Source organism: Halopseudomonas salina (genome assembly GCF_008641105.1).
The window spans coordinates 41,652-57,417 of record NZ_VTTI01000003.1 but is presented as its reverse complement, the minus strand read 5'-3'; the positions used below and the strand labels follow the sequence as shown (position 1 = coordinate 57,417).

General features: G+C 56.1%; 7 protein-coding genes. All 7 read left to right on the top strand.

Features of this window, described 5'->3' with window-relative positions; all coding sequences use genetic code 11:
* Nucleotides 1–5: 5 nt before the first annotated feature.
* The 7 genes from FZF01_RS05620 to FZF01_RS05590 all read left to right on the top strand — a co-directional run bounded on the left by FZF01_RS05620 (nt 6) and on the right by FZF01_RS05590 (nt 15,760).
* Nucleotides 6–3,137: an efflux RND transporter permease subunit gene (locus FZF01_RS05620; RefSeq protein ID WP_150277177.1), complete on the top strand. Its 3,132-nt coding sequence runs from the start codon at nt 6–8 to the stop codon at nt 3,135–3,137.
* A gap of 287 nt (nt 3,138–3,424) precedes the next feature.
* Nucleotides 3,425–4,774, top strand: a complete 1,350-nt coding sequence (locus FZF01_RS05615; RefSeq protein ID WP_150277176.1) for a hypothetical protein — start codon at nt 3,425–3,427, stop codon at nt 4,772–4,774.
* A 279-nt stretch (nt 4,775–5,053) separates the two neighbouring features.
* Nucleotides 5,054–6,859 carry an ABCB family ABC transporter ATP-binding protein/permease gene (locus FZF01_RS05610; RefSeq protein WP_150277175.1) on the top strand — a complete coding sequence of 602 codons (1,806 nt, stop codon included), beginning with the start codon at nt 5,054–5,056 and terminating at the stop codon, nt 6,857–6,859.
* A 36-nt stretch (nt 6,860–6,895) separates the two neighbouring features.
* Nucleotides 6,896–7,294, top strand: coding sequence for a nuclear transport factor 2 family protein (locus FZF01_RS05605; RefSeq protein WP_150277174.1), 399 nt, complete (start codon nt 6,896–6,898; stop codon nt 7,292–7,294).
* A gap of 251 nt (nt 7,295–7,545) precedes the next feature.
* Nucleotides 7,546–12,405 carry a PAS domain S-box protein gene (locus FZF01_RS05600; RefSeq protein WP_150277173.1) on the top strand — a complete coding sequence of 1,620 codons (4,860 nt, stop codon included), beginning with the start codon at nt 7,546–7,548 and terminating at the stop codon, nt 12,403–12,405.
* Nucleotides 12,406–12,500: 95 nt separating this feature from the next.
* Nucleotides 12,501–12,977, top strand: coding sequence for a response regulator (locus tag FZF01_RS05595; protein WP_150277172.1), 477 nt, complete (start codon nt 12,501–12,503; stop codon nt 12,975–12,977).
* The gene (locus FZF01_RS05590; protein WP_150277171.1) at nt 12,977–15,760 is read left to right on the top strand and encodes an EAL domain-containing protein; all 2,784 of its coding nucleotides are present in this window, start codon (nt 12,977–12,979) and stop codon (nt 15,758–15,760) included. The genes FZF01_RS05595 and FZF01_RS05590 overlap by 1 nt, the downstream gene beginning before the upstream one ends.
* Nucleotides 15,761–15,766: the final 6 nt, after the last annotated feature.

The following is a 15,766-nucleotide window of genomic DNA, read 5'->3' as shown; positions in this document are numbered from 1 at the left end:
CTGCAATGATTCTTTCTGATACATCGGTCAAGCGGCCGGTATTTGCCAGTGTTCTGGCGCTATTGCTGGTAATCTTCGGCCTCGTTGCGTTCAGCATGTTGCCACTGCGGGAGTATCCCGACATCGACCCGCCGGTCGTCACAGTGGAAACCAACTACCGGGGCGCCGCGGCCAGTGTCGTGGATTCACAGATCACCCAGATCGTTGAAGAGCGAATCGCTGGCGTGGAAGGTGTCGAGTACATCGAGTCCCAGAGCCAGGACGGTCGTTCACAGATCACCATCCGTTTTGCCATCAACAAGGATGTCAATGAGGCCGCCAACGACATACGTGATCGAGTATCGGGCATCCTTGACGACTTGCCCGCCGAGGCCGATCCACCTGAAGTGCAGAAGCTGGATGCCAACCAGGAAGTCATTATCTGGTGGAACCTGACCAGTGAGCGCCTGACCCTGCCGGAACTCACCGATTACGCAGAGCGCTATCTGGTAGACCGTTTCTCCACCCTGGAAGGGGTTGCCCGCGTGCGTGTGGGCGGGTCACAGCGCTATGCGATGCGGGTCTGGCTGGATCGGCAGGCGCTCGCAGCAAGGGACCTTACGGCCTCGGATGTAGAGGCCGCGTTGCGCGCCGAAAACGTCGAGCTGCCAGCCGGTTCGATCGAATCCCGTACACGTCAGTTTACCGCGCGGGTGGCGCGCTCCTTTCAGACCGCCGAGGATTTCGGTCGGCTGGTCATCGCGCGGGGGCCAGATAATTATCTGGTGCGTCTGGGCGATGTGGCGCGGGTTGAGCGCGGCACCGAAGAGGATCGCAACCTGTTTCGCGGCAACACGGTACCTATGGTTGGTATCGGTCTGGAGCGCCAGTCCACGGCCAACACCCTGGAGGTGTCCCGTGTCTCATCGGCTCTGGTAGAAGAGCTCAATGGCACGCTACCCGAGGGCATGCAGATTTTGCCCAGCTTCGACAGCTCGGTATTTATCGAGGGTGCGGTAAAGGAGGTTTACACCACGCTGGGCATTGCGCTGGTGCTGGTGGTGCTATCGATTTTCGTGTTTCTGGGTAGCCCACGGGCCATTCTGATTCCCGCGGTCACAGTTCCGGTGTCAATGACGGCTACCTTTATTGCATTGTTGTTTTTCGGCTTCACGGTCAACCTGCTGACGTTGCTGGCCCTGGTGCTGGCTATCGGCCTGGTAGTCGACGACGCAATCATCGTCCTGGAGAACGTGCGCAGGCGCATTGATGAAGAGGGTGAAACGCCCCTGGTAGCAGCCTACCGGGGGTCGCGCCAGGTAGCTTTTGCAGTAGTTTCTACCACACTCGTTCTGGTGGCCGTGTTTGTGCCGATTGCTTTCCTGCAGGGCGATATAGGTCGGCTTTTCTCCGAGTTTGCGCTGACCATGGCAGCTGCCGTGGCTTTCTCCAGCTTCGTAGCACTGACCCTGTCACCCATGCTGGCCTCCAAGGTATTGAAGTCCCGTGGTAGTGAAAATCGGCTGAGTCGCTGGGTGGACAATACGCTGCTGACCAGCAGACGCCTGTATGCCCGCGTTCTGGTGGTAGTGTTGCGCTGGCGCTGGTTGTCTCTGCTGGGTGTGGTGGCGCTGTTCGGTTTCAGTGGCTGGTTGTTCAGTCAGTTACCGTCGGAATACACACCCCGCGAAGACCGCGGTGCGTTCTTCATTATCGTTAATGGCCCTGAAGGGGCGACCTACGAGTACATGACTGATTACATGGATGAGATCGAATCGCGGATGATGAAGTACGTGGAGGCGGGGGAGGTCACCCGTCTGCTGGTACGCGCACCGCGCTCCTTTGGGACCGTTACCACCTTCAATACCGGCATCGTTATCGTTGTTCTCGAGGACTGGGCGCAGCGACGGGGCGGCTGGGAGATCATGGGCGACGTGCAAAAGGACCTCGCCAACCTCACCGGAGTGCGTGCCTTTCCGGTCATGCGCCAGGGCTTCGCCGGCGGCCAGTCGCAGCCGTTCCAGCTGGTCATAGGTGGTGCCGGAGACTATCAGCAACTAGCGGAATGGCGCGCCACGCTCCTGGAGAAAATAGAAGAAGACAACCCCGGGTTGGTCAATATCGATTCCGACTACAAAGAGACTCAGCCCCAGCTTGAAATAGCTATTGATTACAACAGTGCCGCCGATATGGGTGTCAATATCAGCAATATAGGTCGGACTCTGGAAACCATGCTCGGCTCACGGCGGGTTACGACCTACATCGACGATGGTGAAGAGTACGACGTGATACTTGAGGGCGAGCGCTCCGAACAGCGCAGTGTCAGTTCACTGAGCAATATCTATGTCAGGTCGGATACCACTGGGGAGCTGATACCCTTGTCCAACCTGGTGAGCATTGAAGAGTACGCCGGCTCCACCACCCTCAATCGCTACAATCGCAACCGGGCTATCACTATCGAGGCATCCCTGGCCGACGGTGTTGCACTAGGGGACGCCCTGGATCACGTGGAAGCCTTGGCCCGTGAACATCTTCCCGAAACCCTGGTGATCGATTACAAGGGCCAGTCTCTGGATCTGCGCAAGGCAGGCGGCTCCTTGTTGTTTGTCTTCATACTCGGGTTGTTGGTAGTTTTCCTGGTGCTTGCCGCCCAGTTCGAGAGCTTTGTCCATCCTCTGATCATCATGTTGGGTGTTCCAGTTGCGATCGGCGGCGCGCTTTTCGGCCTGTGGATCACCGATAACAGCCTGAATCTGTATAGCCAGATAGGACTGGTGATGCTCATCGGCCTGGCCGCCAAGAATGGCATTCTGATTGTCGAGTTCGCCAATCAATTGCGCGATGCGGGTCGTTCCTTTGATGATGCCCTGGTAGAGGCCAGCACCCTTCGCTTGCGCCCCATTCTCATGACCGGCGCGACTACCGTGGCGGGCGCAATCCCTCTGGTTATTGCCTTTGGCGCCGGAGCTGAGACGCGCTCGGTCATCGGGATTGTGGTCGTGTCCGGAGTAAGTGTTTCCACGGTGTTGACTCTGTTTGTGATTCCCTTGCTGTACAGCCTGTTGGCCCGCGGCACCAATTCACCGGATGCAGTGCGCCAGAGACTGGAAAAGGAGGAGGCGCAAGCTGATGCGGTGGTCGAGAATGGCCGTTCTTGAGCCCGTAACGCTGTGATATTCATGCTGGTGATGATGCGTGAACAGGCCCGGGAGTCTCTTTGAATTGCCACTCAAACTTCGAGGCTGACGTTGGAGCCTGCATGCTGTGGGCCTTCTAGCGGCAGACGCAACGCAAGCCAACCGACTCTGGCGATTTGTTAGGTTTTTTTTGTAGTGAGTGAAGCTATGCCCATTTTGCAGGAGTGACTGCATAATGGGCACGATACTGACAACGCCCAAGCCGGCGATTGTTGAAAACAATAAAATTCGAGCCCATGGAGTCTGTAATGTCAAAACCCGAACAGCCAGGTTGGCACTGGGGTCCGTTTACCTTTCGCGTGCCGTTCTACCACACACGTTTCTACTGGCAGGAAGCCATGCAGGGGCTATTTGTTGCCGCTGCAACCGGCCTGGCGCTGGTTCCGCTGATGATGGAATTCTTTGGGCTGGGATTTGAAGAAGCCGTTGCCGTCTCGATGATCCACTCCGCGATTATTGCCTCAGCCATCATTGTGTTTGGTGAGCCCTATGCGCCCGGCTGGATCACGCCGGCATTGCCTCTGGTGCTGGCCTATGTGCTGGGTGGCTATGACGATCCGGTCTCTCGCTGGCAGGCAATGACCGCACTGTCGCTCAATTTTGCTGTGTTGTTGTTCTTTCTGGGTATAACCGGCCTGGGCAAGAAGTTCGTACTATGGCTGCCGGACACGCTCAAGGCGGGCATTATTCTGGGCGCTGCGATAGCCGCACTTAAAAGGGTGTTTATCGACGATGCCGAACGCTTTCTCTTGCAGCAACCTATCGCGATTACCCTGGCCTGTGCTGTTTGTCTGATCTTCGCTTTTTCTCTGCCGATGCAGAAACTCAAGTTGAAATACAAGGCATTCGCCATCATTGGTGCGCTTGGCCTGTTGCCAGGCTTTATTATTGCAGCGGTGGTGGGTCCGTTGGTCGGTGAAGTGACCTACGATATCCAGTGGGGCATTCTATTCCCACCGGTAGCTGATGCGTGGGCGCAAATGTCACCCTTCGCAATTGGCTGGCCGAGCCTGGAAATGTTCCTGCAGGGCATCCCCCTGGCCATAATCACCTATGTGATTCTGTTTGGTGACATGGTCACGGGTAATGAAGTCATTCGTGATGGCCTGACCGCCCGGCATGACGAGCATATTGATATCAACCCCACCCGTACGCATTTGTCCGTAGCTATCCGTAATGCGGTAATGGGTATTACTGCACCGTTCTTCCCGACCCAGGGGGCCATGTGGACAGGGGTTCAGGTGATCATCGTGCAGCGCTGGAAGCAGGGCAAGGAGAACATGAATAGTCTCCACAGCGGTCTGGCTTCCTACTATCTGATGGGTATTCCAGTTCTCTTCTTCCTGTTGCCATTGCTCACGGGTCTGCAGCCATTGCTGGGTATCGCGCTCTCGCTGACCCTGGTATTAACCGGCTTCGCCTGTGCCTATGTGGCAATGGCTATTCCGCAGAACAATACTGCCCGGGGTACGGTTGTGCTTATCGGCGCAGCGCTGGCGTTCTTCGAGCCCTGGATAGGCCTGCTGTTCGGTGTGCTTGCCACCATTCTGCTGGTGGGTTGGGACGTTAATCGCGACCCTATTCCGCACGAAGACTGATACAGCAAGCGGCAAGCGGCAGGACTCAAGCCGCAAGCTTCAAGCTTCAAGCGGCAAGTTGTCCGAGTTGTTGAAGTGCTGGGTGTGATGGGTTTGGCTTTCTTGGCTTGAAGCTGGAAGCTAGACCCCTGTTTTGTGTCAGCAGCTGAACTCTCCCACACTCGGACAGCTTCCAGCTTCCAGCTTCCAGCTTCCAGCTTCCAGCTTTTAGCTTGCCGCTTGCCGCTTGAAGCTTGAAGCTTGAAGCTTGCGGCTTGCAGCTTTTACGAAGGAAACCCTGTGCGCCCCAATTCAGATAGCCAATATGCCGGTGGGCCAGTCAACTGGCGGATTATTACCAGTCTGATCCCCTACCTTACCGAGTTCCGGGGCCGTGTAGCGCTGGCGATGGGTTTTCTGTTGCTTGCCAAGCTGGCCGGTGTCGCGGTGCCATGGGCGCTCAAGCTGATTGTCGAGCATTTCGAAGATGCTTCGGATGCCCTGGTGCTTGTTCCTGTGGCCTTGTTGGCAGGCTACGGTTTGCTGCGTTTTGGTTCGGTGTTCTTTTCGGAAATGCGCGATGCGGTATTTGCCCGGGTAGCAGAACGGGCAATGCGTCGAGTGTCACTGCGGGTGTTCGAGCATCTGCACCGGCTGGATCTGGGTTTCCATTTATCTCGGCGCACCGGCGGCCTGGCCCGTGATATCGAGCGTGGTACCAGTGGTATCAGCTTTCTGCTGCGCTTCATGGTCTTCAATATTCTGCCGACATTGCTGGAAATCGGATTGATTGCGGTCATCCTGTTGATCAATTTCAGTCCGATGTACGCATTGACTGTGTTGGGCTCGGTATTGCTGTATGGCGCTTTCTCTATATGGTGCACTGAATGGCGCAACCGCTTTGTTCGCGAAAGTAACAAGCTTGATAACAGTTCCAATACCCGTGCGGTGGACAGCCTGCTCAACTACGAGACCGTAAAGTATTTCGGCAACGAGCGTTTCGAGGCCCGGGAATACGATCACCATCTGGAGGGGTGGGAAGCGGCGCGGATGAAAAACCGCCTGTCCCTGGCAGCCTTGAATTCGGGCCAGGCTTTGATAATTGCGGGTTCGGTAACGCTGATGATGGTGTTGGCCGCCAATCAGGTGGCTGCCGGAGACATGACCCTTGGCGAGTTGGTCATGATCAATGCCTACATGCTCCAGTTGTTCATTCCCCTGGGTTTTCTGGGTTTTATCTACCGTGAAATTCGTGAAGCCCTGACCAATATCGAGCGGCTTTTCGGGTTGCTCGAGGCGCCGGTCAAGGTGGCCGATGCCCCCGATGCGGCCGAGCTTCAGGTGAGCGGGGGAGAGGTCGAGTTTGATAGTGTCAGTCATGCCTATCATGCCGAACGACCCATTTTGCAGGGTGTGAGTCTTCGGGTGCCCGCCGGGCATACTCTAGCCATAGTCGGTCCCAGCGGTGCCGGAAAATCCACTCTGGCAAGATTGCTGTTCCGTTTCTACGATGTTTCCGAGGGTGCGATTCGGATTGATGGACAAGATATCCGTCACGTTACTCAGGACAGCCTGCGCCGCGCAATTGGCGTGGTCCCTCAGGATACGGTGCTGTTTAACGATACTATCGGCTACAACATAGCCTACGGGCGTCCGGATGCCAGCCCAGAGGAAATCTGGCAAGCATTGCGCATGGCGCAACTGGAGGAATTTGTCCGAAGGCTTCCTGATGGCCTCGATACGCAGGTGGGCGAACGTGGCTTGAAGCTGTCTGGAGGTGAAAAGCAACGTATTGCGATAGCCCGCGTGCTGCTCAAGGATCCACCAATACTGATTCTGGACGAGGCAACGTCATCGTTGGATACCCACGCCGAACGACTGATACTGGATGCGCTCAATCTGGTGTCGCGTAAACGCACGACCCTGGCTATTGCCCATCGGCTTTCCACCATTGTGCATGCCGAACGCATACTGGTCCTGGACCAGGGACAAGTGGTAGAGCAGGGCAGTCATGCCCAGTTACTCGCGGCTCAGGGTGCCTATGCCAGACTCTGGGCCGACCAGCAGCGTGAATCTGTCGAAGATGATTCCCCCACAGGTACTTGATAGCCATGCGGCACAGTTAATAGAGAGGAGAAGAGTATGGATACGGTGATTGATCGGTGGCACGCGATCGTGCGAACACAGGATGCTGCAGGGCTGGATACGCTGCTCGCTGATGATGTGGTATTTCATTCGCCGGTGGTGCACACCCCCCAGACCGGCAAGAAAATCACTCGCTTGTACCTGATGGCGGCGATGAAGGTGCTTAACGAGCCGGGTCACTTTGTCTACCTGCGTGAAGTGGTGCAGAACAACCATGCGGTACTGGAATTTCAGACGGAAATTGACGGTGTGACTGTCAACGGTGTAGACATGATCGAGTGGAATGACACTGGTCAGATTACCGACTTCAAGGTCATGGTCAGACCCCTGAAAGCGGTGAATGCGATACATGCAGCAATGGGCCGAATGCTTGAGGCGTTCAAGGCCGGACACTGATAGAGCCTGTTCTGGACAGTGATATGAAAATTATCGGCAAACCCTGAATCATTGATGGCGTCGCTTGATAGCACTTTGGTACATTGGCGGTAATATGGCGTCATAATTTGGTTGGCGTCATTGCCATGCTACCAAAAGCTACTGTTGCAAAGACTGCGGAGTCCAATAATGAAAACTATATCCGCACGCGTGCTCTCGCCCTTGGCGCGGCACCTTGAGAAAGAAACAGGACTGCCCATCGGGAAGTCGCTGTGATCACCCGCGTCATTCTCATCCAGACATACCTTTTCATGCTCGGCTGCGGTCTTGTCGTGCTGGGTATGTTTGCGGGCGGTGATTTTCTACTTCAGTCCGACCCTGGGCTTGCCAGTGTCATGCTGCTACCTGACAGCTCACTCCTGGCAATATTGATTGGTATTCTGCTGCTGGGATGTCTCAGCCGGTCCGTCTGGCTGCAGACTTTGCCAGCGTTAGGTGTTGCAGCGCTGTGCCTTTACACGCTCGCTCACAGCTGGCTTGCTGGGGGGGAGGACCAGGGAGTCTCGGTACTCAGCGGTTTCATGCGTATGCGTAGCGGTCTGGCAATGGTCATGCTGTTGCCTGCACTGGCTATGCTCGTCCGCGGCAATCCGGGCCGCTGGGCCATGCGCGTTACTACGGCAATGATGTTGTTGGTATGCTCATTTCAGATCCTGGGGATGCTCGGGGTCACAGTTATTCCATTCTGGGTCGGATTCAAGTTCTCTGCCAACCTGATGGCAGTGCTCATGACTGGGCTGATCGGTCTGGGCCTACTCGGACAGAGCTTGCTGCCCCCTGATACTTCGCTTTCGTTGTCACGTCTGGGCCTGTTTTTGGGTTTGATCAGTGCGCTCGCCGCCGGAGTTGCCTGGCATCAGACATCCCAGAGTAGTATTCGGCATCTTCAAGCCAGCAGCGAACATCTGCTCGATGCTGCAGAGCAGCATTTGCAGCGTAGCCTCAATGCTCGGATGCGCTTGCTGCAGCGTATGGGCGAGCGCTGGGAGCTACGTGGTGAGCTGCCTTCAAGTGCAGTGTGGGAGCAGGAGGCCTATGGATACCTGCGCGACCATGGGGATCTGAGTCAGATCGCTCTCGTGGACCAGCAATTACGCCCCGTGTTTCTCAAAAGTGCAGTCGGCGGTTCTGCGCCGTCAATTGAACAGATGCTGGCTGATGCGGGGCCGCTGACGCGGCAGCTCAATGGCAGCGGGTTGACCGTGGAGAATCGAGCATTCCTGACGGGTCGACAACCCGAACATGGTGTTCTGATAATGCCGCTAAGACTGGAGGGGCAAGCCTGGCTTCTAACTGCCGGTGTTGCTTTGCGCACTTTGCTCGAAGACGCTCCTACCAGTCATTTGCAGCCTTTTGCGCTGAAGATCGAACGTGCTGGCCATGAACTCTTCGGGCCGCCTGAAAATGGCACGTTAATGCGTATGCATACCCGCACCATCGAGCTGGCGCAAAGCGAGTCGTGGCAATTGCACTCCCTGATCAGCCGCAAATTCGCAATGGATGGCAGCGATGGTCTGGCCGCGGGTGAATTCGTTTTCCTGTTGCTGGTTGGCATGTTGCTGATGGTTACCCAGCGTATGACTAGCCTCGCCATGTATCGCAACCAGCTTCTGCGGCGGCTGACAGGAACACTGCGCAGCAATATGCAGCACCAGGCGGAATTGCACGCGTTCAACGAACAGATCATGCGCCATTCTCTGGATCTACTCTGTGCGCTCGATGCCCAGGGTCGATTCCTGCGGGTCAGTGAATCTGCTGGAATGATTATTGGCCATCAACCCGAGGAGATGCAGGGCCGATCAGTCATGGAGTTTATTGTTTCTGATGATGATGCCCGCACGCTGAGAATGATCAGCAAGATGCATGAGGTCAAAGTGTTGCGTAATTCACGCAACCGCTTCTGGCACAAGGATGGCCGTCAGATTGACATGATGTGGTCTGCAGCCTGGGATTCCGAGTCGGAAACCTTGTTCTGTGTCGGTCGGGATATAAGCACACTGGTTGTAGATGAGCGTTTTGCCCAGGATCAGAAAGAAGTGCTGGGTATGATCTCGGCCCTGCAACCTCTGTCGCAGATTCTCGACGCAGTATGCCAGATGGTCGAGAGGCGTTTGCCGGGCTGCCGTGCGTCCGTAACCATGGTTCGTGCCGAATCCGGCACTCTTGCAGTGCTGAGTGCGCCAAGCCTGCCAGATGAATACCGTTTGATCGTTGATGGCATTGCCCTGGAGGAAGGATCCTGCGCCTGCGCCACTGCGGCCTGGAGGGGTGAAGCAATACGCGTCGATGACGTCGCAGAATCGGAGCTCTGGGCCAACTATCGCGAGGTGGCTCTGAAGGCTGGATTGCGCTCGTGCTGGTGTATGCCAATGATGAGCAAGGACAATTCGGTGCTGGGGACCTTATCGCTTTACAGTGATGAAGTCGGGCTGCTTGGCGTCGATCCAAAAGTCATGCTGGCGTGCACGCAACTGGCAGCTCTTGCTCTTGAGCGTGAGCAGGACCAGTCTCGACTGATGACTAGCGAGCAACGCTATCGCTCGCTGTTTACCCACAACCCTGATGCGGTATTTTCCTTCGATCGTACGGGTGCTTTTACCAGCATGAATGCCGCGGGCCTTGCGCTGACAGGCATGAATCTGGAGAGCCTCTTGGGTGTCCACTTCAGTGGCATCGTAGCGCCGCAGGAGCTGCCAGCATCGCTGCAGTATTTTGACCGCAGCCTGGCGGGCGAGCCCCTGCGTTATGAAACTCGGCTGCTCAGTGAGAGTGGAGAACTGCTCGAGTTGGATATTTCCACGCTGCCGGTGGTTGTTGACGGCGAAGTAGTAGGTGTATTTGGTATCGCAAAGGATCTGCGCGACATCAAGGCCGCTCGATATGACCTGGAGCGGCAATTGGGATTCACTCAAGCGGTCACCGACAGCCTGCAGGAGGGGTTGATCGCTATCAACGTACGGGGCGTCATTGGTTTTGCCAATCCTGCGGCACTGGCGTTGTTGGGAATCTCTGCGGGCAGGGAAATGGCGCTGTTGTCAGAAGTCGCGCCACTTGACCCGGAGAGTTGGGAGCAACTGACAGATGCTGGTCTGAACGGGGAGTTCGAACAGCGAGTCGGGCAAGACATAAGGCATTTTGCCTACCGCGCCGTGCCGCTCCGCGGGCGAGATGACAGTGATGGCTGGGTGATCACACTTCGCGACCGCACGGCCGAACTCGAGGCCGGTCAGGCTCTGGCCGAAAGGGACCAGTTTTTCAGTCTGTCCCTGGACATGTTCTGCATGATCAGCCTCAAAGGCTTATTCGTGCAGTTAAATCCGGCGATGATCAAGGCACTGGGTTACCGCCCGGGCGAAATTATCGATCAGCCGTACATGGATTTTCTGATTGCGGCTGACCGCCCCAAGGCGGAGGTCGCGATAAACCGGCTGGCTCGAGGTGAGCGCGTGGCACATCTGGACTTGCGGGTCAGAAACGCCTCGGGCGCAGTGATGATGCTGGAACTGAATGCCGCTCTCGGCGATGACCGGGTGATTTACGTGGTTGCCCGTGATGTAACCGAACAGCGGGCAATGGACCGGGTGTTTGAACAGCATCGCGTCATGTTTGAAATTGCTGGCAGCATTGCCCGCATCGGGGGCTGGATAATCGACCTGCAGACTAGCAAAGTCGTATTGTCCGACGAAGTGTGCGCTATCCACCAATTGCCTTTTGGCAGCGTCATTGACATAGAGCGAGTAGTTGACCTGTACGCACCCGAATATCACAGGGCACTGCGTGAAAAGCTCAAGCACTGCATGCAGAGCGGAATACCCTACGAGCTGCGCTGTGAGGCGCTTAACGCCTCTGGCGAGCGCATCTGGGTACGCCTTATGGCCAAGGCTCTGCATGGCAGCGACGGTAAGATTTCCCACGTACAGGGTGCGGTGCAGGACATCAGTGATTCAGTGCAGGCCGAGAACGAGCTCAAGCGGTTGGCAGCCCGGATGCGCAGCACCCTCGATAGCATTACTGATGCCTTCTACTCAGTTGATTTCACGTGGCGGTTTACCTACGTCAATCCGCGCGCCGAAAGCCTGTTGGAACATACAGCCGAAGAGCTACTGGGGAACAATTTATGGGAGACGTTTCCTGAAGCCCGTACCTCGGACATATATCAGTATTACCACCAGGCGGTTGAAACCGGCCAGAGTCAACACTTCGAGATCTACTATCGGTATCTCAAACGCTGGTTCGAAATCAGCGCTTATCCATTCGATGAGGGTGTGTCGGTATTCTTTCGCGATATAAGCGAACGCAAACAGGGTGAAGAACGACTGCGTGCAGCCATGGTTGAGTTGGAACGCAGCAACCGGGAATTGCAGGATTTTGCCTTTATTGCTTCCCATGATCTGCAAGAGCCTCTGCGCAAGGTGCAGGCATTCGGCGAGCGCTTGGAAAAGCGTTCCGAGCAGCTTGATGACACCGGCAAAGACTATCTGCAGCGCATGCGACAGGCATCCGGGCGTATGCAAAACCTGATTCAGGATCTGCTCAGCTACTCGCGCGTGACGACTCAGGGCGGAGCCCTGCAGCCGGTATCGCTGGACAGGGTCCTCGATGGTGTTCTGCTCGATCTGGAAGCGGCAATTGAAAGTAGTGGTGGGGTCATCGAGCGCCAACCTCTGGCGCGGGTGCAGGGCGACGGTCGGCAGCTCGGACAAATGCTGCAGAACCTGCTCAGCAACGCCTTGAAATTTCACCGCGAGGGCGAGCCTGCACGGATCAAGGTGTATGGCGAAGCCGGGGACAATGGTAGCTGGACGCTATGTGTTGCCGACAATGGCATCGGCTTTGACGAGAAATACCTGGATCGGATCTTTAACCCTTTTCAGCGGCTGCACGACCGCCAGCAATTCAGTGGTACCGGCATAGGTCTGGCAATTGTGCGCAAGATCGCCGAGCGACATCAGGCGGAAATTACCGCACATAGTCGGCCGGGGGTCGGCAGTATCTTCCGGGTCAGTTTCCGGTCGGAGGACGTTCTGAATGTTGGCGACGAGCAGTCGCCCGATGCAGGAAGGGTATCTTGAGCGCCGTTGCATACCAGTTCCGTGCGAGGAATGTCGGGGCTGAGCCAGCGGACGTCTACACTAAGAGTTTAACGGGCCTTGGAGCTTGCCAACCCATGAGCACTACAGATACAGCCCAGCGACTGCTTCATATCCTCGTGGCCGACGACGACCAGGATGATTGTCTGCTGGTGCGTGAGGCTTTCGCAGAAATCCGGCCCCAAAGCCCTATGAGTTTTGTGCATGACGGCGAGCAGTTGATGGCTTATTTGCTGCGCGAGGCACCCTATGACGACAGTACACGTTATCCGATGCCGGATCTGATTCTGCTCGACCTGAATATGCCACGCATGGACGGTCGAGAAGCGCTCGGTGCTATCAAACAGCATGCGCAACTGCGTCGCATACCGGTTGTAGTTCTGACAACGTCCTCAGCCTGCGAGGACGTGGATGGCAGTTATGATCGCGGTGCCAATTCCTTTGTTACCAAACCGGTGACCTACAGTGAACTAACCGGGCTTGTAGGGAAGCTGGGTGACTACTGGCTGGAGCTGGTTACCTTGCCGGCGTCGCAACGGATCAGGGAGGCTTGATGCTTCAGGGTGAGACCTTAAGGCTACTACTCATCGAGGACGACGAAGATGATTATCTCATTCTTCGTGAGCTTCTTGCGGACGTACCTAATCAGCATTTCCGCCTGGATTGGGTTGCCCACTACGAAGACGGCTTGGCTCGTGGTTTGTCCCGCGAGCATGATGTGTTGCTGGTCGATTATCGCCTAGGTGCAGACTCCGGTCTTGCTTTGATTGGTGACCTGAACGCACGGGGCGTGCAGATACCGATGATATTGCTCACTGGTCTTGCCGACAGTGAGCTTGATGCCCGTGCCATTGAGCTGGGTGCTTCCGACTATCTGGTCAAGGGTGAGTTCAGCGGTCCGATGTTGGCGCGTAGCATTCGCTATGCCCGCGATCGTGCCCAGATCAACAACCGGCTGATCGACAGTGAGGCGCGCTATCGTTTGTTGTTCGAGTCCAACCCCGAGCCGATGTGGGTGTTCGGTCGCGACAACATCCGCTTTCTTGCGGTCAATGATGCCACGGTAAAGTTGCTGGGTTACAGCCGTGCAGAACTGCTCGGTATGAGTATTCTCGACATACGCTCTGAGGAGGAGAAGAAACGCTTCGTCGAACTGTATCCGCGTTTGCGCGACGGCGATCTGACCGGACGGATGGGAGTCTGGAGCTATATTCGCAAGGACGGCTCACTGTTCCATGCGGAGGTACATGCCCACCCCTTCGAATATATGGGCGGTCCGGCCTATCTGGCATTGGCACTGGATGTCACCGGTAAGTTTCGCGCGGAAGCTGCGCTCGAACAGAAACAACAGGCCTTTCATCAATTGCTGGAAGACTCCCGTGATGCCCTACTGGTAGTTGACTCACGGGGTGACGTGCATTACGCCAACAAGTCAGCCGAGAGACTTTTCCTTGGTCGGCCGGACTGTTCTCCTGTTGCGTTGCCCCATGATGGCCCTGTCAGATTCGAGAGCCGGTTGACGCTGGCTGATGGTGACCAGATCGAACTCGAGGTACAACGCTCGCCCACCGAATGGAATGGACAATCGATGGAATTGATATCGCTTCGTGATATCAGCCGTCGCAAACGCCAGGATGAACAGTTGCGCCTACTGAAGCGAGGCCTTGAAGTGAGCATCGACGGCGTCGTCATTGTTGATGCGATGCAGCCGGACATGCCGATCATCTATGCCAATGCAGCTTTCAGTACGCTTACCGGTTATGCCGAGGAGGAGATCCTTGGGCGCAATTGCCGTTTCCTGCAGGGCGACGACCTGCAGCAGCCAGCCCTAAACGAAGTCCGTAGTGCGATTGGCGGGCTGCGAGACGTACAGGTAGTGCTGCGCAATTATCGCAAGGACGGCAGCATGTTCTGGAATGAGCTCTATGTGGCGCCGGTGCCGGATGACAACGGCGTTGTCACGCATTTCATCGGTGTGCAGAACGACCTGACCGAACAAAAGACCTACGAGCAAGAGCTGGCACACAGTGCAAGTCATGATCGTCTGACCGGCCTGGTCAGTCGTCAGATTCTGGAAGACCGACTGCGCCAGAGCGGAGAAATGGTTCAGCGTTACAAACGCAAGATGGCAGTCCTTTTTGTCGATCTGGACAGCTTCAAGCCGATCAACGATTCGCTGGGTCACACTACGGGTGATCAGGTACTGATTCAGGTGGCGCGCAGGCTTGAATCGGCTGTGCGCCCCGGTGATACCGTTGCGCGCATGGGTGGTGACGAGTTCATAGTGTTGCTCCCTGATCTGGCCCATGCGGAAGATGTGATTATTGTTGTTGATCGAATCATGGACCAGATAGCCAGGCCCTTTGATGTCGATGGAGTGCCCCTGCAACTGACGTGCAGCATCGGCATCACGCTGTCTGGCGACAAGGTCAATGACGATCCTCTGCAGCTGATACAGCAAGCCGATCTGGCCATGTACAAGGCTAAACAACACGGCAGAAACGACTATCAGTGGTACACCGACGATCTGACGCAACGGGTGCATGAGCGTCTGATCCTTCGGGGAGACCTGCAGCAGGCCATCGAATTGGGCCAGTTCGAGCTGTATTACCAGCCACAGGTGGCTGTGCACAATGGCCAGATGTGTGGATTCGAAGCCTTGCTGCGCTGGAATCACCCCGAGCGGGGCATGATTTCGCCAAGCATTTTCATCCCTATGGCTGAAGCGACAGGCCAGATAATTGCCCTCAGCGAGTGGGTATTCAAACGGGCCTGCCGGGATGCGGTGATGCTGTGCACAAAGCTGACGGAGGGCGCTGCCGTTGCTATAAATGTGTCTCCGCTGCACTTTCAACGCAGCAGCTTCGTTGCCTTTATCCAGCGCATGCTGGATGACAGCGGGCTGGACCCTCAGTGCCTTGAGTTGGAGGTTACCGAAGGCCTGCTGTTAAACAATATCGAGGATGCCATCGACACCCTCCAGGAGCTCAAGGACAAGGGCATCAAGATTGCAATTGATGATTTTGGCACCGGTTTTTCCAGTCTCAACTATCTCAAACGCCTGCCAATCGACAAGGTGAAGATCGACAAGGCGTTTATTGATGACGTAAACGAAGACGGCAGGGACGCAGCGATAGTGCAGTCCATCATCAGTCTCGCGCACAACCTGCAGCTTACAGTGATCGCAGAGGGCGTGGAGACTGATGAACAGCTGGCTTTCCTGGCCAAACACGATTGTGACGAGATACAGGGTTATCTGTTTGCCAGGCCTATGCCCTTCGGTGACCTGATTCGATGGATCAGTCAGTGGCGGCAGAGGCCAGAGGGCCGGCTTTAGGCCTGG